General features: G+C 50.2%; 15 protein-coding genes. 4 read left to right on the forward strand and 11 right to left on the reverse strand.

What is annotated here, in order from left to right; all coding sequences use genetic code 11:
- The 5 genes from AR333_RS25835 to AR333_RS23050 all read right to left on the reverse strand — a co-directional run.
- Positions 1-132 (reverse strand): helix-turn-helix domain-containing protein (locus AR333_RS25835; RefSeq protein WP_216638971.1); only part of this gene is annotated, 132 nt, incomplete at its 3' end.
- A 282-nt stretch (positions 133-414) separates the two neighbouring features.
- Positions 415-4,908 (reverse strand): collagen binding domain-containing protein, encoded by a 4,494-nt coding sequence (locus AR333_RS23035; RefSeq protein ID WP_068777712.1) that lies wholly within the window; start codon positions 4,906-4,908, stop codon positions 415-417.
- 241 nt (positions 4,909-5,149) lie between these two features.
- The gene (locus AR333_RS23040; protein ID WP_253735955.1) at positions 5,150-5,794 is read right to left on the reverse strand and encodes a class D sortase; all 645 of its coding nucleotides are present in this window, start codon (positions 5,792-5,794) and stop codon (positions 5,150-5,152) included.
- Positions 5,795-5,839: 45 nt separating this feature from the next.
- Positions 5,840-7,006 (reverse strand): response regulator, encoded by a 1,167-nt coding sequence (locus tag AR333_RS23045; RefSeq protein ID WP_068777713.1) that lies wholly within the window; start codon positions 7,004-7,006, stop codon positions 5,840-5,842.
- A 267-nt stretch (positions 7,007-7,273) separates the two neighbouring features.
- A complete protein-coding gene (locus AR333_RS23050) occupies positions 7,274-13,822 on the reverse strand; it encodes a fibronectin type III domain-containing protein (RefSeq protein ID WP_068777714.1) in 6,549 nt (2,182 codons plus the stop codon).
- 314 nt (positions 13,823-14,136) lie between these two features.
- Between AR333_RS23050 and AR333_RS23055 the strand changes: the two genes are divergently transcribed.
- The 4 genes from AR333_RS23055 to AR333_RS23070 are packed head-to-tail and all read left to right on the forward strand — an operon-like array spanning position 14,137 to position 16,242.
- On the forward strand, positions 14,137-14,622 hold the full coding sequence (locus AR333_RS23055; protein WP_068777715.1) for a GNAT family N-acetyltransferase: 486 nt from the start codon (positions 14,137-14,139) through the stop codon (positions 14,620-14,622).
- Positions 14,623-14,636: 14 nt separating this feature from the next.
- A complete protein-coding gene (locus AR333_RS23060; RefSeq protein ID WP_068777716.1) occupies positions 14,637-15,146 on the forward strand; it encodes a phage tail protein in 510 nt (169 codons plus the stop codon).
- A 41-nt stretch (positions 15,147-15,187) separates the two neighbouring features.
- On the forward strand, positions 15,188-15,688 hold the full coding sequence (locus AR333_RS23065) for a phage tail protein (protein ID WP_068777717.1): 501 nt from the start codon (positions 15,188-15,190) through the stop codon (positions 15,686-15,688).
- 17 nt (positions 15,689-15,705) lie between these two features.
- The gene (locus AR333_RS23070; protein ID WP_068777718.1) at positions 15,706-16,242 is read left to right on the forward strand and encodes a phage tail protein; all 537 of its coding nucleotides are present in this window, start codon (positions 15,706-15,708) and stop codon (positions 16,240-16,242) included.
- Between the two features lie 241 nt (positions 16,243-16,483).
- Here AR333_RS23070 and AR333_RS23075 read toward each other — a convergent pair whose 3' ends face one another.
- From AR333_RS23075 to AR333_RS23100, 6 genes are all read right to left on the reverse strand, one after another.
- Complete coding sequence (locus tag AR333_RS23075; protein ID WP_068777719.1) at positions 16,484-17,068, reverse strand: GNAT family N-acetyltransferase; 585 nt, start codon at positions 17,066-17,068, stop codon at positions 16,484-16,486.
- 70 nt (positions 17,069-17,138) lie between these two features.
- On the reverse strand, positions 17,139-17,543 hold the full coding sequence (locus AR333_RS23080) for a DUF6508 domain-containing protein (RefSeq protein WP_068777720.1): 405 nt from the start codon (positions 17,541-17,543) through the stop codon (positions 17,139-17,141).
- A 177-nt stretch (positions 17,544-17,720) separates the two neighbouring features.
- Entirely contained in the window at positions 17,721-18,281 is a 561-nt protein-coding gene (locus AR333_RS23085) for a hypothetical protein (protein WP_068777721.1), read from the reverse strand.
- A 186-nt stretch (positions 18,282-18,467) separates the two neighbouring features.
- Positions 18,468-18,896, reverse strand: a complete 429-nt coding sequence (locus AR333_RS23090) for a hypothetical protein (protein ID WP_068777722.1) — start codon at positions 18,894-18,896, stop codon at positions 18,468-18,470.
- A 484-nt stretch (positions 18,897-19,380) separates the two neighbouring features.
- A complete protein-coding gene (locus AR333_RS23095) occupies positions 19,381-20,262 on the reverse strand; it encodes a carbon-nitrogen hydrolase family protein (protein WP_068777723.1) in 882 nt (293 codons plus the stop codon).
- Between the two features lie 18 nt (positions 20,263-20,280).
- A complete protein-coding gene (locus AR333_RS23100; protein ID WP_068777724.1) occupies positions 20,281-21,819 on the reverse strand; it encodes a bifunctional GNAT family N-acetyltransferase/carbon-nitrogen hydrolase family protein in 1,539 nt (512 codons plus the stop codon).
- Positions 21,820-22,097 lie beyond the last annotated feature (278 nt).

Here is a 22,097-nt window from a genome sequence, read left to right on the forward strand (position 1 = left end):
TTCCAATCCTTCAATCCCGTATAACTCATACCGATGCCGCCATTTCACCAGTGTACCTACACTGATGTTGTATTTGTCGGCGATCTCCTTCCGAGTGGCTTCACCTGTTTGAAGCTCCTCTATGATCGCCATTTTCTCGGTCCCATTATATTCATGTATGTATGCCAAAAAGAAATGCCCCCTCCAAGTAGTCGGTTTATTTATTAAACCTGTCTACTTAAAGGGGAGCATATCAATCCACGATGACCCGGAACAGCCCTTTGCTGTAATCCTGTACTTGTACACTGTATCGGCTTGCTTTAGATTAACTCTTGACTTAGAGCCTGATTTCGCTGCCCGCCGGTATGACTTTCCCGTTTAGCTCGGAAAAGGACGAAGACCGGCGGCCGCAAGACCGGCTTTAATCATGCGAAACTATACTCCGTGCTTCCCGCCATGTTTTCTGCGGAGCAGATACAGGACAGCTCCCAGCACCATCAGGCCGAGGCCCGCAAGCTGGATCGGAAGACTGCTAGCTTCCCCCGTTTGAGGAAGTACGTCAGCCGCTGAGCCCTTGCCGGAGCCGCCTTGGGTCGAATTCGCGCTGCCTCCGTTACTGGCACTCGTATCCTTAACAAAGCCGCCGCTGCCGCCTTCGGAGCTGTCAGAGCCGCCGCTCTCACCCGCTCCGCCTGCTGCCGGCGGGTTGCTTCCGCCCGGCTGCGCTCCACTGTCCGTGCCGCCTGTATCCGGAGTTCCGGATTCACCCGGAACTTCCGGCTGGCCTGGCACAGACGGATCTGCCGGTCCGTCAGTCCCGGGATCGGACGGTTTCCCGCCGCCCGGCTGGTCCGGCTTCGGATCCGGCGTTGCCGGCGGTTCCGGTTTAGGATTCGGAGTCACCGGAGTTTCCGGATCAGGATCCGGTGTTACCGGTGGCTGCGGTGTTACCGGCGGGTTCGGATCGACACTTCCTCCGCCACCGCCACCGCCGCCTCCGCTGACTATGCGGGAATTTTCCACGACGACAGCCGTTTCAAGACCTTCCACAACCTCGAACTCCGTCAAGGCCTTCTGGATCGTGTAACCCGCCGGTGCAGCGGTTTCTTCCGCATAATAGCGGCCCGGTCTAAGACCGGACACGGTCCATTCACCGTTCGCGTCCGTGAGAAGGCCTGTTATGTCCTGACCGCTGCCGTCCTTGACTGGCTTTTTATCGTGGTCCAGAATCCGGAACTGGGCATCTTTCAGCTTCTGATCCGGACGTCCTGTCTCGATCTTAGTGAGCTTCACTGAACCGGTAATCCGGCTGTTCGTGAATGTCAATCCGACTTGCTGATCGTCCACGATATCGAATTTAAGCGGATCCAGCTTCAGTACATAACCGGCCGGAGCCTGAACTTCAACGAACTGGTAGCCGCCTGATTTCAGGCCGTTGACCAGCAGTTTCCCGCTGGAATCTGTTTTCAAGCCCGTCTTCAGCATATTGCCCTGCTCGTCCCTTAGTTCGAATTCCGCCCCTTCAAGAGGGGTGTTATTGTACTCATCGGTCTTGACAAGCTCCACAGATCCGATATAGCGCTCATTGACCGCTGTTACTTTCTTGGGAGCCGATTGATTGGCTTCAATAGTGAAAGTCACAGGCACCGTACTCAGCTTAAAGCCTTTCGGTGCAGTCGTTTCAACGAACTGATAGCTGCCGGGATCAAGATGGGACAGCATAAGGGTACCCGAGCTGTCGGTTACAAGGGCGCTCTTACCTGGCACATCAGCGTAGCTGCCATTGGTCAGCATTTGAAGCTTAAAGACAGCACCTTCAAGCTCCTTCCCTTGAACTCCCTGCTCCACCTTCGTTAATTCCACATCCCAGACACCCTTGGTGTTGTTTACGGTCACTTCTGCCGCAGTTTGGGTGAAGGTGAGCTTTTTGCCGACTCTATACTCATCGGAGATCAAATATCCGGCTGGTGCGGATACTTCTTTGAGCATGTATTCCTTATACTTGTAATTCTCAAACAGCGCTTCTCCATTCGCATCGGTAACCAGCTCCTGAAGGAGGGTCGCTCCGCTCTTGTCGTAGAGGGCAAAGCGCGCTCCCTGAAGCGGAGCTTTAGTCGCAGCATCTACTTTAATAACCTTCAGATTGCCTTTGCCCGGTGTCTGAGCACCGCCTCCGGCTCCTGAGAATTTGGCAACAAAATTGCCATGTCCATTCTCCTGCACACTGCCGGAGGATTGTCCGGCAAGTGTGGCGTTATTGCTGATGGACTCGCCGTTATCCGCATTGATGAAGGACTCATATTCGAGTATATAAGCCTCGTGCAGCGTGTTTTTGAACGTGAGGGTAAACGAATTCGCCTGCACGTTCAGCGTATATTCCGTTTCGTTGACGGGACCTGTCTTAGCCAGCGTGCCATCCGCCACTACTCTTGTATGGTACAGTTTGAAAGAGCCCGGCAGAAGAATTTGATTCGCGGACAAAGTGTCCTTCAATACCGCATTCTCCACAACAGACTGGCTCCGGTTAATATTCACCTGCCAGTATGCATACTCCTGGCTGACTCCGGTACCTTGACGGCCGGTTTTATTGATATACTCACCGCCGAACTTCGGCTTAACGGTAGCGGTTTTCTTATAGAGCTCCTTGGCCGGCTGTGATGCGTCAATCAGAACCGCTTCATTGCTGTATACAGCTGCAACCGGATGATTCTCCAGGCTGGTTGTATACTTAATGCGGTAGGCCGAATCGATCGGTTTTAGGAATGTCAGCTCAAAGCCGTCTTTTCCGTTCAACGTCTTCGTCTCGATCTTGTAATCCTGATTCAGTACCAGAAGTGCACCCGTTGGTGTAACTCCGTTGTCACCGCCCGTAAGTTTCAGAGCCTGCACGCTTACTGAGCCTGGTTTGAAAGTCTGTTCCCCGGTATAGAAATCCCGGACAACCCCTTGATCAATTTTATGCAGATTATAGTTTATATCCAGCGTCCAATTGATATCTTTGGTAACGGCATCGTATTTGCCGGACTTTCCGCCGTTATCCTTCGTATAATTGTCGAGCGGGCGATTCACCGTCTTGCTGATGGCAATCTGCTGCACTCCGCCTTCGACCCAGTTGAGGTGCGCATTATTTGTGTATTGGGTCTTTTTGTTGCTTGCGGGATCGAATTGAGTGGAGTACGTGATCATGTGTTTCGTAGTAATATCTTTCAGAAACGTAATTTTAAAACCTTCCGTATAATCCGGGTCGGCTTCAATCTTATAATCCGTATCTTTGGTCAATCCGCTGATCTCCAGCGTATCCGGAAGCATCGTCATGCCTTGTCCGGCATAATCATCCAGAATGTACACGTCCGACATTTGCTTCTCGTCGTCATTCAGACTGATTTTCCAATCCATGATTTTAAGCGCATAATCAATCTTGCCATATGTCTTCCAGAAAATGACCTGATTGATATCCCGGTATGCCTTGATCTCCGGAACACCCGGCATGGATACTTTATTGATCACGGTGATTTTGTCGGCATGTACCCGATCTACCGCTTTGGTCTTGTACTTGATTTCATAAGCGCTGTCTACCGCACTGGTAAATGCCAGTTTAAATCCGGTAGCGGTTGGCGTAACCGTATAATCCGTATTCTCGGTCAGAGGCGTCCCCGTCTTCTGTGCCGCATTGCCGCCGGAGTCAATCGTCATCTCGTATACTTCGAACGACGAAGGAATCAGCTCCTGCTGGTTCATTTCAATAATATCATCGATCCAAGCATCGTTGGCAGCGATGGTCTGCTCATTGTAATTATACTGAACCGCCCATGTGATCGTCTGCGAAGCCGAATCATAAGCCGGCGAATTCTTCGTAAGCGGCTTGCTGAATTGCACCGGTACGCTTGCCGTAGCCGGCAGCGGACTGCTTAGCCCCGTACCCGACAGTTCTGCCTCATTGACATAAGTCTTATCCGCTGTGCTGGTAATACCGGTTATATACACAACCCGGTAAGCGCTGCTGATGTCTCCGAGATTGAGCACGAATCCGCCCGCATTCGGCGTACTTGTATAATCGGTATTCGGGTCCAGCTTCTGCTTCTGTACAAGCTTACCGTCGAGCTGCACTTCAAGTGCATACACCTCAATGGAGTTCATATCCATATCAAGGTTGGCGTCACCCTTCAGCGTATCCTTGAACACCGCATTCTGAATCTTCTTCTCGCCGAGATTTATATCTGCTGTCCAGCTGATTTTACCCGGATTTCTGCCTTTGTCCGGCGAGCCCGTCTTGTTCATTTCTTTGGTACTTTTGCTTTTGAAATAAACGGGGATAACAATTTGCACTCCGGGGAACTCGTAAATAATTTCCTGATTAGTCCCGCCGGAAAATTTGCTTTCCTCAAATTCTCTCCATACGTAGAAGTTCCCGGTCCATTTCTGATTGTTCTCAATCTCTTCGCTGAAAACAAACGTAACTTGTCCCTCAGGCGTCACTTCGTACGTCCCTACATCGCCTTCCAGTTCACCGGTCAATACCCGGTCTACCTTGAACTTGTCCGGAAGATCGAAGGTAAAGCTTGATCCGTTGCTGTATCCGTGATTATCGGGAAGTGTCCAGTAAACATCTACTTGAACCCTTGCTCCCTGATCCAGGCGGACATCTTCGATCTTATTGCCGTCCTTGTCTTTCATCGATATCCCTGTAATGATATTCTGCTGGATAACCGGGCCGCTGGCCGCCAAGCCCTTCGCCTTAGGGTCCCCGTAGACACTGCTGTTGACAGATGAATCGCCATCTGCGCCATATACCCCCGTCGTAACGGATGTGCCTCCGCCTGTTCCACCTGATCCGCCGTTAGCGAGCGCAAAAGATGAAGGGGCAAGCAGATTGAGCAGCAGGATAACTGCCATACAAGCATAGGGCAGCTTTCCCCATTTTCTTAACATCCGAATTTCTCACCTCTCCTCTTGTAGTCTTTTCTAACTGCATCTTCTATGCTAAATCCTGATGATTGTAGAGAGCAGCCAAACAAATCCATTATATGCCCTTGCTCTGAATATTTTCTGAATATAGACAAGCTCCGCCTTCATCTCTTATACGTCAAAAAAACCACTCAGATCCAGAAGGCGCGGCACTTGCGGCGCGCTGTTCATTCTGGTTCTCCCTGCGGGAGCCTGAGCGGTTTTTTTATGGAATGATGCGTCCTTTGACAATAAGGCGGTAGGTCGGATTATCGATAGGATGACAGGTAACGAGGGTAATTTCTTTGCTGCTGCCGTCTCCCTCCAGCACCCAGACATCCTCCGGTTTAACCAGCGTTTTCTCCGTTACGGTGTATTGGTAACTCGCTTCACCGGTATCCACCTTCAGCTGATCACCCGCTTCGAGTTCATCCAGCCGGTTAAAATTGCGGCCGTAGGTCCGGTTCCTGTGCCCGGCGATCGCATAGTTGCCGACTTCTCCGGCAGTGCCGGTGTGTTCGATGCTGGCCGCCGTCGTTTTCAGATTGCGGTTGGTAGCCCCCTCCATAATTGGCAGCCGCAAACCGATTTTATCGATCTCCAGAATTCCTTCGACCTTCCCGGACCCGGCGTAACTCTTCATGAGCTCGGCCGTGTCTTGCGGGCTGCTTTCCACAGTCCCTATTTCATCAGAAACAGGGGGAACCTGAGTGGACTCCGAGACACTCTCCACATTCTGAAAGCTGGCAATCCAATCCTTTTCCAGCTTCTGCTGACGGGCATCCTCTACCATCTCCGCAACCTTGGGATAGCTGAAGAGAATCACCCCGGCAATCATCAGAAGCGCGGATATGATTTTGATTTTCAACACCCGACTCCCCTTCCTGCAATCTCTGAACTGCTTAACTGGTCTGATCTACTGCATATGCATAGTCAACGGATTTTCCAGTTCCCACTGCCGGTACCACTCCCTCAGCACCTCACTGGGTGCGGTCCCGTATTCTTTTGCCAGCTCATCCGTTAGCAGTTGATAAATCCGTCTTACTTCCGCCGTGTTATGAAGCAGCGCATAGATCCGGATCAGTCCGTAATACCCTGCTTCCATGTAAGGAAACTTCTCCATCATAGTCTGGTACAGCCCGATTGCTTCCGGATAATGCCCCAGCTCCGCACGGTACTCGGCCACCTGCTTAGCATGCTGGAGCCATAGCAGCCGCAGCCGCTCCTGCTCATAGTCCGACCAGGAATACCAGTGTTCCTCCAGATAATCGCCTGCATATTGATCCAGGATATTGACATGCAGCTCTAGCGTATCTCGCGTGACAGGAGGAGCAGCCTGCAGACTCTTCTCCCATTCTTCCACATCCAGCGTTGTGTTGCCCCATAGCAGCCGGTAAGCCTCATCCTGGTATTTGACCGTGATGTCGAGTGCGCAGCTTCTGATCATTTTACGGATCTGATAAACGGCGGTATGTAATTGGGCGGTTGCCCTTTTGAAATCATAATCCGGCCACAGGAGATCGATAAGCGTCTGCTTGCCCACCGTTCTGTCGCGGTGATGGATCAGATACGCAAACAATTCCGGCGCTTTCAGCGTCTTCCATGAAAAGTACTGCCTCTGGCAGCTTGTATCCACATAATGCAGACTTCTCAGGCAGCACAACATTGTACCGGCCGGGTTATCACGGCCTGAACTCGCAGGCACAGCAAGGCCGGCTGCCGCTCTTTTCAAAGTCACGGACAGCCTGGAAGGATGAACCGGCTTCAGTAAGTAGTCCAGCGCATCGACCTCGAACGCTTTCACAGCAAAACTGTGATAAGCCGTTACAAAAACAACCTGGAGCTGCGGATACAGCGCCAACAGCCGCTCCGCCAATTCAAAACCGTTCATCTCCGGCATCTCGATATCCAGGAACGCTAAATCTATATCCGGCGTCTCGCGCTGAACAGCCTCAAGGGCTTCCACTGGGTCCTGGAACGCCCCGACCAGTTCAATTTCTGTATTCAATCCTTCCTGGTCACCCAGCAATTTCTCTATTTTTCTCAAAGCCAGCTTCTCATCATCGACAATGATCACCTTCATGCCCTCTACCCCTGCCCCTCGTTATTCTTTATTCTACCAAAAAAATGTTTCAGGGGGTTTATCTATCCAAGATAGTGCCGCAGTATGCGATTATATTCGCATCTATCATTAGAACAGAACCTGTTGAATATTTTCTGAATATGCACTCTGCACCGAACCGGTGCCGACAGAGAATTAATAAGCAAAAAAGGCTACCGCAGCAGTCACTAAACAGCTGCTACGGTAACCTTTAATGTGACAAGGTTCATGTATTGAAATCTTAAACCCTCAAATTAAATCGGATTTCTGGAGAAGTCTCTGCAAGGTAGCAGCTACTTCCGCTCTGGTGATGAAGGCTTTTGGTGCCAGTTTTCCGCCGTTTCTGCCGGTTACAATACCGGCCTGAACGCTATCGGCGATACCGCTTCTCGCCCAGCCCGATACATCTAGAGCATCTGTAAAAGCTTTCAGCTGCTCTTCAACTGAACTGTCGGCCTGCTTCTGTTTCAAGCCTGTAAGGAGCATAGCCTTCGAAAGAATGACCATGGCCTGTTCACGGGTAATCCGATCCTCAGGACGGAACGTTCCGTCCTCAAAACCGCTGATCAAGTCATACTTATGAGCCGTATACACAGTATCATAGTACCAGTCTGAACTATTCAGATCGGCGAATGAAGATTTGCCGTTATCCAGCTTAATCCCCAATCCGCGGATAATAATGGCGGCAAATTCAGCACGGGTAATATCGCGGTCCGGCTGGAATAATTCACTGCCCACTCCGCTGACTACCATCCGCGATCCCATATCATTCACGAATTGCTCAGACCAGTGGCCCTCGACATCCTTGAATTCCAGCGGATGCCAGACAACGGCATAAGTGCCGCTCGACAAACTGTTAATAATCGCATAATACTTGCCGTCCTTCTTCATTACCTTGGTCGGTACATGTCGGACCGTTCCGTTTGGTTCTACCGCAACGCCTGTCGTAATCCGGCTGAGGTCTACGCCATCCGGAATCAGCATCGTGCGCTCTACGTAGCTATTGAAATTGTTTACAGTTATCGTTCTGCCGTCATATACCGCTTGTACGGTAAAATTGAGCGGTAGCACAACTGTCTCAAAGCCGCCTTTCTTGGCTGCTTCGTTCATCAGACGGATGATATCCGCGGATGGTTCCGCAATTTGAAGATAAATTTTGATATCTTGAAGCTCGACGCTTTGTCCAAACTGCCGGGAAATCACATCAATGCCGATCTGCTGCGAAGGCAGGATATAGGAAGAAGAATCTGTGCTGATTTCAATGACAGCCTGCCCTGCTTCCATGTGTTTAACCATCCGACCGTTCAACTCAGCCTCATATACATCGGATTCAGTGGTAACGGGAACAACTACGACCGCACCTTTACCTTCTCCTTCAAGATAACGTTTCAGCATCTCCTCGTTCACGCTGACGGTTACGACCTTCTGACCGTTGCGGCTGGTTGCAAGGAGTGTTCCTGCGTTTACCGGTTTACCGTTAATGATCACATCCACACCATTTGGCTGTGGCTGTGGATCCGGGTTTGGAGATGGGCTGCCGGTGTTTCCACCGTTACCTCCGCCATTGTCTCCTCCACCAGAAGGCGCGGCAGGAATCACCGCATTGGAAGCGGCAGAAGCTTCACTTTTTCCTGCTGCATTTATTGCTTTTACCGTAAACGTGTAACTCGTGCCGTTAGTCAGTCCCGTTATCGTGACCGGACTGGATGCATTCGTTACGATTGTATTCCCAGGCGACACCGTTACTTCATATTGAATGATCGGCAGCCCCCCATTATTTATCGGAGCCGTGAATGTTATTGTCGCTTCACCGTTACCGGCTACGGCAGTTACATTCGTTGGAGCCAGTGGAACGGCACCCGGGGTTGCGCTGACTTCGTTAGAAGCTGCGCTGCTGCCGCCCGGATTCCCTGCCTTCACTATAAAGTAGTAGGTTGTCCCATTGGTCAAATCTTTGGCAAGATAAGTGGCGCCCGTCACAGTTGCGATTGGCGTACTGTCATAAACCCCGGAAGCAGTCCCTCTGTAAACATCATAATAGGTAGCTCCGGTTACTGTGCTCCAGTTCAGTTCGACCTGACGGTCCCCGGCCGCTGCTGTAAGATTCTGTGGATTGGCAGGAACATTAGGAAGATTCACCACTTGTGTAACGGTTAAAGTCACGTCCGTCATGTTCGTGGCCGATATGGTGACCTGTGTCGTGTAAGTTCCGGCTGCAAGGCCGTCTTTGGCTTTGACAGTAAAATCCGTATTCAAATTAGTTGCATTCAATTCTGTCAGGACCGGTTGAGTGATTTCAAAATCACCGGCATTCGTACCGCTGAGAGAAACACTCAGATTACTCAGTTTGCCCGTTCCCGTACGGAACAGCCCGATATTCCTGATCTCCTGAGTACCTGATGCGTATCCGATGACAAGAGCGTTCAGTGTCTGATCTCCGATCGGATAGAGGGAATACGTCAAAGCTGCAGGTGTCGTCACCGATACCTCATTGGACGTACCTGCGTTCGTGCCGCCGATTATGACGAGACGGAAATCATACTCGGTTGATGGGGTTAAACCCGTGACCGTTGCACTTGCAGCGGAGACGCCGATCGCTCCCGTTTGCGCCGTGGTCCAAGTATTCTGGCCCTTCGGTGACTGCTCAACGATGATCGCTGTCGCTCCGTTTGCTGCGGTCCAGCTGAAGCTTGCTGTCGTAGTCGTCTTGCCGGTAGTTGCGAAGTCAGCAACTGGCACGATTGGTGTATCGGTTTGCAGCGATACTACGTTCGAGTTGCCTGCGTTCGTGCCCCCTGTAACGACGAGACGGAAATCATACTCGGTCGTTGGGGTTAAGCTCGACACGGTGGCACTTGCAGCGGAGACGCCGATCGCTCCCGTTTGCGCCGTGGTCCAAGTATTCTGGCCCTTCGGCGACTGCTCAACGATGATCGCTGTCGCTCCGTTTGCTGCCGTCCAGCTAAAGCTCGCTGTTGTCGTCGTCTTGCCAGTAGTTGCGAAGTCAGCAACTGGCACGATTGGCGTATCGGTTTGCAGCGATACTACGTTCGAGTTGCCTGCGTTCGTGCCGCCAGTCACGACAAGGCGGAAATCGTACTCGGTCGTTGGTGCTAAGCCCGTGACCGTTGCGCTTGCAGCGGAGACCCCGATCGCTCCCGTTTGCGCTGTGGTCCAAGTATTCTGGCCCTTTGGCGACTGCTCGATGATGATCGCTGTTGCTCCGTTTGCTGCGGTCCAGCTAAAGCTCGCTGTCGTAGTTGTCTTGCCGGTAGTTGCGAAGTCAGCAACTGGCACGATTGGTGTAGCGGTTTGCAGCGATACTACGTTCGAGTTGCCTGCGTTCGTGCCCCCTGTAACGACGAGACGGAAATCATACTCGGTCGTTGGGGTTAAGCTCGACACGGTGGCACTTGCAGCGGAGACGCCGATCGCTCCCGTTTGCGCTGTGGTCCAAGTATTCTGGCCCTTTGGCGACTGCTCAACGATGATCGCTGTCGCTCCATTTGCTGCGGTCCAGCTGAAGCTCGCCGTTGTGGTTGTCTTGCCTGTAGTTGCGAAGTCAGCAACTGGCACGATTGGCGTATCGGTTTGCAGCGATACTACGTTCGAGTTGCCTGCGTTCGTGCCGCCAGTCACGACAAGGCGGAAATCGTATTCGGTCGTTGGGGTTAAACCCGTGACCGTTGCGCTTGCAGCGGAGACCCCGATCGCTCCCGTTTGCGCCGTGGTCCAAGTATTCTGGCCCTTCGGCGACTGCTCAACGATGATCGCTGTCGCTCCGTTTGCTGCCGTCCAGCTAAAGCTCGCTGTTGTCGTCGTCTTGCCAGTAGTTGCGAAGTCAGCAACTGGCACGATTGGCGTATCGGTTTGCAGCGATACTACGTTCGAGTTGCCTGCGTTCGTGCCGCCAGTTACTACCAAGCGGAAATCGTACTCCGTCGTTGGAATTAAACCCGTGACCGTTGCGCTTGCAGCGGAGACGCCGATCGCTCCCGTTTGCGCCGTGGTCCAAGTATTCTGGCCCTTCGGTGACTGCTCAACGATGATCGCTGTCGCTCCGTTTGCTGCGGTCCAGCTAAAGCTCGCTGTTGTCGTTGTCTTGCCTGTAGTTGCGAAGTCAGCAACTGGCACGATTGGCGTATCGGTTTGCAACGATACTACGTTCGAGTTGCCTGCGTTCGTGCCGCCTGTCACGACAAGGCGGAAATCATATTCGGTCGTTGGAGTTAAACCCGTGACCGTTGCGCTTGCAGCGGAGACCCCGATCGCTCCCGTTTGCGCCGTGGTCCAAGTATTCTGGCCCTTAGGTGACTGCTCGACGATGATGGCTGTCGCTCCGCTTGCTGCGGTCCAGCTGAAGCTCGCCGTGGTGGTTGTCTTGCCTGTAGTTGCGAAGTCGGCAACTGGCACGATTGGTGTAGCGGTTTGCAACGATACTACGTTCGAGTTGCCTGCGTTCGTGCCGCCTGTCACGACAAGGCGGAAATCGTACTCGGTCGTTGGGGTTAAACCCGTGACGGTTGCGCTTGCAGCGGAGACCCCGATCGCTCCAGTTTGCGCTGTGGTCCAAGTATTCTGGCCCTTCGGTGACTGCTCAACGATGATCGCTGTCGCTCCGTTTGCTGCGGTCCAGCTGAAGCTTGCTGTCGTAGTCGTCTTGCCGGTAGTTGCGAAGTCAGCAACTGGCACGATTGGTGTATCGGTTTGCAACGATACTACGTTCGAGTTGCCTGCGTTCGTGCCGCCTGTCACGACAAGGCGGAAATCATATTCGGTCGTTGGGGTTAAACCCGTGACCGTTGCGCTTGCAGCGGAGACCCCGATCGCTCCCGTTTGCGCCGTGGTCCAAGTATTCTGGCCCTTCGGTGACTGCTCAACGATGATCGCTGTCGCTCCATTTGCTGCGGTCCAGCTGAAGCTCGCTGTCGTGGTCGTCTTGCCGGTAGTTGCGAAGTCAGCAACTGGCACGATTGGTGTATCGGTTTGCAGCGATACTACGTTCGAGTTGCCTGCGTTCGTGCCCCCTGTAACGACGAGACGGAAATCATATTCGGTCGTTGGAGTTAAACCCGTGACCGTTGCGCTTGCAGCGGAAACCCCGATCGCTCCCGTTTGCGCTGTGGTCCAGTTGTTCTGACCTTTCGGTGATTGTTCGATACTAATCGCTGTCGCTCCATTTGCTGCGGTCCAGCTAAAGCTCGCTGTCGTGGTCGTCTTGCCGGTAGTTGCGAAGTCAGCAACTGGCACGATTGGTGTAGCGGTTTGCAACGATACTACGTTCGAGTTGCCTGCGTTCGTGCCGCCTGTCACGACAAGGCGGAAATCATACTCGGTCGTTGGGGTTAAACCCGTGACCGTTGCGCTTGCAGCGGAGACCCCGATCGCTCCCGTTTGCGCTGTGGTCCAAGTATTCTGGCCCTTAGGTGACTGCTCAACGATGATCGCTGTCGCTCCGTTTGCTGCCGTCCAGCTAAAGCTCGCTGTCGTGGTCGTCTTGCCGGTAGTTGCGAAATCTGCAACTGGCACGATTGGTGTAGCGGTTTGCAGCGATACTACGTTCGAGTTGCCTGCGTTCGTGCCCCCTGTAACGACAAGACGGAAATCATACTCGGTCGTTGGGGTTAAACCCGTGACCGTTGCGTTTGCAGCGGAGACGCCGATTGCTCCCGTTTGCGCTGTGGTCCAGTTGTTCTGACCTTTCGGTGATTGTTCGATACTAATCGCTGTCGCTCCGCTTGCTGCGGTCCAGCTGAAGCTTGCTGTTGTCGTTGTCTTGCCAGTGGTTGCAAAAGTAGTGACATTCGATGCCGGCGTATTCACGACGGCTGTTTTGAGCAGATCTGAAGCGGCAACAATCGCACGCCCCTCTGTCACCGCAACCGAAGTATAATTTTTGCTGCTGGTGCCGGTGTACATCTCAGTTTCCCAATTTATACCGTCTACGGAAGAAATCAATGTTTCCTTCGTTCCCGTGGCGTAAAATTTGCCCGCTCCAAATGTTAAATTTGTATAGGTGATTGCTGATACATCTGAAGGGGGATTTTCTTTCTTCCAGGTCACGCCATCTTCGGAAACATAAATATACCCGCTGTATCCGACAGCAACAAACTTACCGTTGCCGTACGCGATTCCTCTCAGACGCTGCGTGGGACTTGCTCCGCTCACCACAGTCCACGTTACCCCGTCCGTTGAGGAGTAGAGCACGCTTTTGCTGGCAGAATTGTCGCCCGTGACAATAAATTTTCCTTCCCCAAAAGCAACACCATATGGGTTTATTCCGCTCTGTCGATTGTCTGCCCAAGTAGTCCCGTTTTTTGACACCAGAATCGCACCGGCTTGACCCGTTACTACGGTCGTACCCGCACCATCTGTAGCAATCGCGGTCAGATTGTGATTGACACTATCGCCGAGAGATCTTCTTGCCTCCCAATTTCCTATGTCGGCAGGACTTTTACCGTTCGGCAACGCCACTATATCTCCGTTGTCACAACTAACTAACAACTCATACCCCATATTTATTGTTTTTTTACCGTTACATCTTCTACTATTCACATCTAGTTCTGTTGCCCCTTTGTTCCAAGTAATCGCGTCAGTAGAATAGGAATAGCTGCCGGAAGTATTAAAAATCAGCCAGTTCCCGTTCGAGTAGCCCACTGTCGAGATGCTAGTAATTTTAGGATCTGCTATACTCTGCCAGCTGGCGACTTGCGCCTTTGCAAGGAAGGGACTTATGCCTGATGAGGTCAGAACCAGCACTGCAACCAGCACTACTTTTACATACTTATACACGTTCATAATCGAATCTTCTCTCCCATCCATTGCTCTCTGTTACCTGAATAAATCCATGCCCTACTCCCGCGCCTTTGGGCAGGATCGATAAGGATATTACTTTCCATCTATTTACTAAATGTCCTCCTTGTACCGATATAGTTACTAGGCCAAAATTGTTTACGCTAATATCCATAATAAGACATCTCCATTTCCTGGTAAATGGGTTTTGTAGAATTTTAATATAGAATGTCACTTTTTGAAAAACGAATGGTGTAATTTTACAATCAGTGCGTTATAATCGAACTATTCTAGGCCCAACGGCCTATCGGGGAGGGAACATGATACGTAAATTACCGGCATGCCCTGCCGATGCTCCCTTTCTGTTCCAACTGTATGCAAGCACCCGTGAAGCGGAGCTGCAAGCTTGGGGATGGGATGAGCAGATGAGGCGCCCGTTCTTGCATATGCAATGGATGGCTCAAAAAAACAGTTATACCGCCCAGTATCCTGACGCCGAGGAACTTATCATCCACGTAGGCGATTCTCCAGCCGGAAGAATACTAGTTGCCCGCACGAACGACTCGCTGGTGCTGGTCGATATTGCCCTGCTGCCCATTCATCAGAACCAAGGGATAGGCAGCTTGCTGATCCGTGAACTTCAGGAGGAAGCTGTAACCGCTTCCCTGAAGCTTGTGCTTCACGTTCTTCCGGACAGTCCCGCATTGCGGCTCTATCAGAGGCTAGGCTTTGGCAATACCGGCGTTTCCGGACTTCATCTCCGTATGGAATGGAGTCCTGCACTACCCCTACAAACATTTAAATGAAGAGGTGACTCACCATGAGCGATTGTTATTTGGGTGAAATCCGCATGTTTGCGGGCAATTTCGCTCCCAGAGGCTGGGCTTTATGCAACGGTCAAGTACTCTCTATTGCCGAGTACGAAGCCCTATATGTCCTGCTAGGCACTACGTATGGCGGAAATGGTCAGACCACATTCGCCCTGCCGGATCTTCAGGGAAGGGTTCCGATTCACAAGAATCCAACATATCCTTGGGGCAATAAAGGCGGAACCGAAACGGTCACCCTGACTTCCAGTCAGCTCGCTTCCCATACCCATATCGCCAATGCCAACAGTACGCTTGCGACAGACAGTACTCCCCAGAACAACGTATGGAGCATGAGCTCTTCCCGGCATTTTGCCAGCGGCGGCCCCGGCATCACTCCCGTTAATATGAGCAATCAAGCATTGTCATCCGTAGGAGGCAATCAGCCTCACGATAATGTAATGCCCTCATTAACCATTTCTTTCATCATTGCATTAGAAGGAGTTTTCCCTTCTCAGCCTTAACAAGTGATTCTAAATCTTAATGAATTAAAGGAGGTTCTACCATGTCAGAACCGTTTGTGGGCGAAGTACGACTATTCGCTAATGGCTATGCTCCAAGGGGCTGGATGTATTGCGAAGGCCAAATTCTCCAAATCAACGGAAATCAGGCCCTCTACTCCCTGCTCGGCAACGTATATGGCGGGAACGGGGTAACTACCTTTGCACTGCCGGATTACCGCGGCCGCGTCCCGATTCATGTTTCCAGCACAATCCCGCTCGGAACTGCGGCAGGTGAAGCCGCTCATACTTTGACCGTGTCGGAAATTCCTCAGCATACACATCAGGTGCAGGCTTCCTCCACCTCGGCTAGCGATCCTTCTCCGCTGAATAATGTATGGGCGGCGGCCAACGGATCTGTGTACGATCCCGCAGCTACGATGATTCAGATGAATAGCGGCGCCATCGGTCAGGCAGGCGGCAGCCAGCCCCATAACAACATGCAGCCTTATTTGTCTCTAAACTTTGCTATAGCAATTCAAGGCATTTTCCCTAGCCGGAACTAGAAAAGGAGGGTTAATCAATGGCAGACGCTTATATTGGTGAAATCCGTATATTTGCGGGAAATTTTGCGCCCAAAGGCTGGGCACTCTGCAATGGCCAGTTAATGTCCATTACTCAAAATACAGCCCTGTTCTCTATCCTCGGCGTTCAATATGGCGGAGACGGCAAAACGACCTTTGCGCTTCCGAATCTGATGGGCACGGCTCCTATGCACCAGGGCAGCGGTCAGGGACTGACTCCGCGCAGTATGGGTCAGAAGGTGGGAGAACAGACGGTAACGCTTCTTACTACAGAGATGCCATCGCATACACATATGCCGCAGGCGATTGATAGTGCAGGAGCGGTCGGAGATCCGACCCAGAACTTCTGGGCGCAAGGCGAGCCTCCTGACGAATTCTCGCCCGCTCCCAATCTGTATGATCCGACTCCTAACGTACAGATGTCGCCGGTGGCTCTGAACGTTACGGGCGGTTCACAGCCGCACAACAACATGCAGCCTTTTATCGCGCAGACTTTTATCATCTGCTTGCAAGGTGAGTTTCCTTCGCGCGGATAATATACTTAAACAAACAGCGCGTGCCGATTAGTATCGGCGCGCGCTGTTCTTATTTCATCTACAATAATGCCCCTTTTCTTCCAGGATGGCATAAGTGATACGCCGCACTCCCTGGGCTCGATACAACTGTCCATTTTTCAGCCATATAAAAAATCCTCTCAAATGGAACACTCTTTTTCTCAGGTACATTTTGCTTATACCACATAACTGACTATTCTTTATTGGCATATTCCCATCGTTATCAACGAATTTGGTTTAGCTTGTCGTACTCAATCTTGAGTATGCCATAGATCTCCAAATCCACAACACCTTTGCCCGGCCACAGGGCTGCTTGTCTAATCGTCCCTTCTTGGAGGAAACCGTTCTTGAGCAGAACCTTCTTCGAACCTTCATTCAAGGGCATCACTTCAGCCTGAATTCTGTTTATTCCGGCTTCCTCGAATAAAAATCGAACCAGTACCTCTACCGCGCGGGTCGCAATTCCTTTGCCCCAATATGATTCCTCAAGGAAATAACCGATCGTCACCATGTTTACCTTCTGATTCAAATCAAAAGCTTCTATTATACCCACAAGCTTATCGCTTTCGCTGCCTAGGAATAACCCCCATTTAACTTTGGATTTCTTATTATAATCCCGTTCAAAATGGCCGATCATCTTCTTGACCGTGTCCCGGTTATGTTTGGGGATTATTCCACAATACTCGAACACTCCGTCATTGCTGTAAATGCTGTAAACCTCATCAAGATGGCTGACGTCAACTTGTTTCAGTATCAGATCATCCGACGCGAGGATGGGAAATTGCCCGAAGACCGCTTGAATATTCATATATTCTCCTTTTTTAAGCAAGGATTAGAATGGTGGTCATTAGATCTTAATCTTCCGGAAAGAAATGTGCTTAAAAATCATCAGGCAGACATTCCTTAAGCTTCAATAAAATATTCAGAAATATCTTATTCTCCGCAGCTTGCGCCCATGTTCCATCACAAAACCTTTCTTGACGAACGTAATAGGTCAGGATCGCCTGCAGCATCTCCAGATCGTTGGTTCCCTTAATGATTTGAAGAGCTTCATTACTCGTTCCGATCGCACTGCCCAGCACATTTAAATAGTTTGGCAGCAAGATGTCACAGTCGTTTACCGCACCAATAAACGTATGTAATTTCTCGTCGTAAATACAATAGGGCATCGAGTAAACTCCGTCTTTAACCTCTTTGCCCGGCTGCCATTTGCAGAATTGCACACTCTCGTCCTCGAAGTAGCGGATGAAATCAAACAACCGCCTATATTTACTCTCTGTCATTGACATCTCCTTTATTAGCTTAGAAATTGATACCACAAATAACCAGTTGCTTTAATGTTTTCAATAGATGATTGAACAATTCCTTCCTTTTATTATTCGTTTGGCACTTAGAAAAAGTAAAAGAGGAGCATCAGCCCCTCTACTGTTTTCGCCTATTCTCTTCAATAAGTGGTCTAATTATTTCGTTTTTAGAGCTCGTACATCATCTTTAAAAGCTTCACTATACTGCTTGAATAATCCGGTATCGAATTTGTAACTCTTGTCGTTCGCTTGGGGCTTACTTTCCTTTAACTGTTTATATAGGATATCGGCTTCATTGGAGAGTTTGGCCCATACTTGCTTCACATTATCGTACTTCGCATCCAAACCCTGTATATACGTATTATATTCCGCCTTCTTCTCCATCGCTTTACCTAGGCGGTCAATAGTGAAATCTATATCGATCTTCTCGCCAGTGCTGCCAGTACCGCTATTTTTGTACCAGCCTATGTTAACGAATCCTTCATTCCAAATGCTCGAGGTTACAAAATTGCTGATCTCGCTTAGCTTAGACTCCACGGTGGGCTCTTCTTTTTTAGCGGCTGGATCTGCTGCCTTATTCACAGAGTTCGCAAGCGAATTCTTAATTGCTTCCGCCAGCTTCTCCTCGTCTGTTTGTTCCTTTGCGCATCCAGCGCTGACCAATAGCAATACAACGGCCATTCCAAGCCAAACACCTAGTTTGTTACGATTAAACATTTTAATAGTCCCCTCTTTTGCCCCATATGATTTTCTTTTATATCGGTTGCCTCCTTATATATCGGATTCTTTAACAAAATTTTGAAGGAAATGATTTTAACCAATAAGTTTGCTCAAGCTAATAAAAAAGAGGATGCCTGTTAAGACAACCTCCTCAACCCCGTGAAGGGTAATTCATTATATATCTTATTTCTGCAAGACTTCATTGAAAATTTGTCCTTCTCTATCCAATTGAATGATTTTAAGACGCTTCGTCTTTTTGACATAGATGGTCTTGTAGCGCTCTTTACCGTCTTGTTCTATGAGAAGTATTCGATCGCCTTCGTTATCGGTTACCGTTTTGAACTGATAATCCTTATCACCGATTTGTTGAATAATCGTATCATACTCAGGTAGGGAAGACCACTTCTCCTGATTTACGCTTTCTTCAGATGGTCGCTGAGTTTCTTCTTTGGGCTGGTTATTTCCTTGTGAATCTTCCTGTACGACATCTGTTTGCCCGGACTGCTGCCGGTTCTCTTCTGTACTCTCCGTATTACGGATATCCGTATCATTACTACCACAAGCTGTTAGCAGAAGGGCAGCGGCACTTAATGTCATAAATGTTTTATACATCAGTTATGTCATCTCCTGTTGTGTACTTCCCATTCATTCTAACAACAAATACATTGGGAGGCCAATTCCCGTTACTTTCTGTATGATCGATTTGCTTATTCAATTCCTAAGCACCGCCGTGAATATAACCACATCTTGCAAAAAATGGATACTTAGCGTCCAGAAAAACCCTTTTGTTTCAATCATGGATTTAGCCAAGATCCAGCCTAGAAGTGAGTATGGGCTTTCTTAGTCTCATGTTTCTGTCTTGCTGGGCCAAGTCCCGCCGCTCTTTACTTTTAAGATGAGAATTGAGTAGCGTTTATTACCTGTACAGGCTAATTGAAAACCATCCGCGACAACAGGTGAAATCCAAAAATTTGCTAATCTCTTAAGATTTTCTTTTCGATTCGGGTTACTTTTTCTTCGAAGCTTAATTTTTTCTTTTCTGGTACTACAAAAGCCGTTTGACCCCTCTCGCAAGGGACCAAACGGCCTTTTCGGTTTACAGCAGCGTCTTCTGGTGTTCGTGTTCGTATAGATCGGGGCGGCGGTCGTAGAAAGGTGCTACCGCGCCGCGTTCGCGATTCTCTCGGAGCCTATGGAAGTCAAGTTCCGCCAGCACCGTCCTGTTTTCGTTCGTTTCTCCGACCTGCAAGATGCCATCCGCGGCGAACGGTAGATCACATGGAGTGAATACGCCCGCTTGGCAAAAACCAATGTCCACCTGCGGACGATCCTCGGACAAAGCTCCAACGAGGCCGCTTAATACAACGAACAGCTGATTCTCGATCGCCCTCGCTTGGGCGCAATGCCGCACACGATGGTACCCGAAGGAACTATCGGTATAGGAAGGGCATAGAAGCAGTTCCGCGCCGCGAAGTGCGGCTGCCCTTGCCAGCTCCGGAAACTCGATGTCGTAACAGGTCAAGATCGCCATCTTGCCCCACTCCGTGTCGAATACGTTAAGCTCGTCACCTCCGACCAGAGGCCAGCGAATTTGCTCCTCCGGCGTAAGATGCACCTTTCTCTGCGTTTCCACCCGTCCCTCGGGAAAGAAGAGGAATGCCTTGTTCGAGTACTTACCCTCTTCCTCTAAGCAAATATGCGTCCCCGCTTGTATAGCAATATCGTATTCTCGGCTCAGCTCTCCGAAGAACTCGATATATTTATCCGTCAGCCCGTCCAGAAAATAACACGCTTCATCGTGCAGCATCGACGGCTCTATGCTTAGCAAGTGAGCCGTCATGTACTCCGGGAATACGATCATGGAGGCGCCCTGCTCGGCAGCATCCCGAACCTTCGTCTTGATTCCCGTCCAGAACTCTTCTTCGGTACGGATATCGGTGAGACCGTATTGCGTTGTTGCAATCGTTAACTTCTTCATAAGCACCTCTGGTATGTTTTAAGTACGTATTTGTAAGGAATAGATGTCCGTCCGGCGATCCTTGAACGACAATGCATCACTGGACTTACGGTACCTTTCCAGCGTTTCCATATCTACCTCGGCCATGATGACCGTCTCCGTATTCTCGCTGCACTCCCCCGCGATGCCGTCGCGAGAGAAAGAGAAATCAGCCGGCGTATAGATACCGGACTGGGCATACTGAACGTCTACGTTATCCACATGGGTTAAATTTCCTACCGTTCCCGCGGTCACAATGAACACTTGGTTCTCGATCGCCCTGGCCTGTGCGCAGTACTTCACCCTCAGGAACGTCTGTCTGTCTTCCGCGCAGAAAGGAACGAATATAATCTGCGCCCCCTCCTCTGCGACGATACGCGACAACTCCGGATACTCGATATCGCTGCTGAGTTGAATCGATATTTTACCGCAATCCGTGTCGAACACCTCGAGTGAGCTACCCCCGTTGATGCCCCACCACTTCCGCTCGTTAGGAGAAATATGCAGTTTGTATTGCTGCTCAATTGTGCCGTCCCGGCGGAACAAGTGAGCCACGTTGTAGATCCGGTTATTGTTCTCGACGAAGTGAGAGCCGCCTACGATATTTACGTTGTATTTGACCGCGAGTTCGGAGAATAACTCCACATAGTTGGTCGTATATGTCGTGAGCTTCCGGACGGCCAAGCTCGGAGAGCGTTCATCCAAGAAGGAAAGCAGCTGCATGGTGAAGTTCTCCGGGAAAACAGCGAAATCGGATTTGTAATCCGATGCCACGTCCACGTAGTGCTCGCACTGGGTGGCGAATTCCTCGAAAGAATCGATCTTCTTCATCATATACTGGACTACGCAAATGCGGACGGGGAAAGACATTTTATACAGCGTCTTGTTGATACTCGGCCTGTATTCGATATTATTCCATTCTAACAGGGCCGCGAAATTCTCAGAATCGGCATCATCGGACAAATAATTGGTAATGATCCTCTTCAGCGTAAATCCGTTCATCATCTGAAAGGTCAGCACCGGATCGTAGATGTTCTGCTGCAGCACTTCCTCCGCGTAAGCTCTTGGCGACAACTTATCGGAATAGTTGTGATACCCCGGGATACGTCCCCCTACGATAATACTTTTGAGGTTAAGCTGCTCCGCCAGCCGTTTCCTCGCCTCGTATAACCTTCTGCCGATTTTCATGCGACGGAAATCCGGATGCACCATAACTTCCATCCCATAGAGGTTCCCTCCCCGGGGGTTATGGTTGCGAATATAGCCCTTGTCCGTGATCTCGGAATACGTATGCTGCTCCAAATAATCGTCGAAGTTCACGATCAGGCTAGAACAGGAGCCGATAATGTCACCGTCGAGCTCGACGCAGATTTGACCCTCGGGAAACGTGCGGACGTGACTTTCCAATTGATCCAGCTTCCAGGGGCCCATGTTCGGAAAACAAATATTTTGCAGCGCGATGATTTTATCGAAATCTTCGCGTTCAATGTTGCGGATGATGATTTTCTTTTCGAATTGCGAGATTTGATCGGTTGTCATGAAATGAGACCCCTTTATATATGCGTTTAAAATAGTATACCACATTGTTTCTTGTCCCTAGTATCGGGATGTAGCGGTTTTGTTATTTTGGAAAAATGAGGAAACGCTCGTAATAACACTTTGTATAACGAATCGGAATCTCCTGTGTCAGCGGCGCATAGGGCGGTTTAACGACCTCAAATTCGTAAGCAACACTTGCGAATGTGGTGATTGCTTAGAGCGCGAAAAACATAAAAACTAAGGAAGCCTCCGAGCTTCTGAGCGTACTTTGCCCAAGC

Source organism: Paenibacillus sp. FJAT-26967 (assembly GCF_001541095.1).
Lineage (GTDB): Bacteria > Bacillota > Bacilli > Paenibacillales > NBRC-103111 > Paenibacillus_F.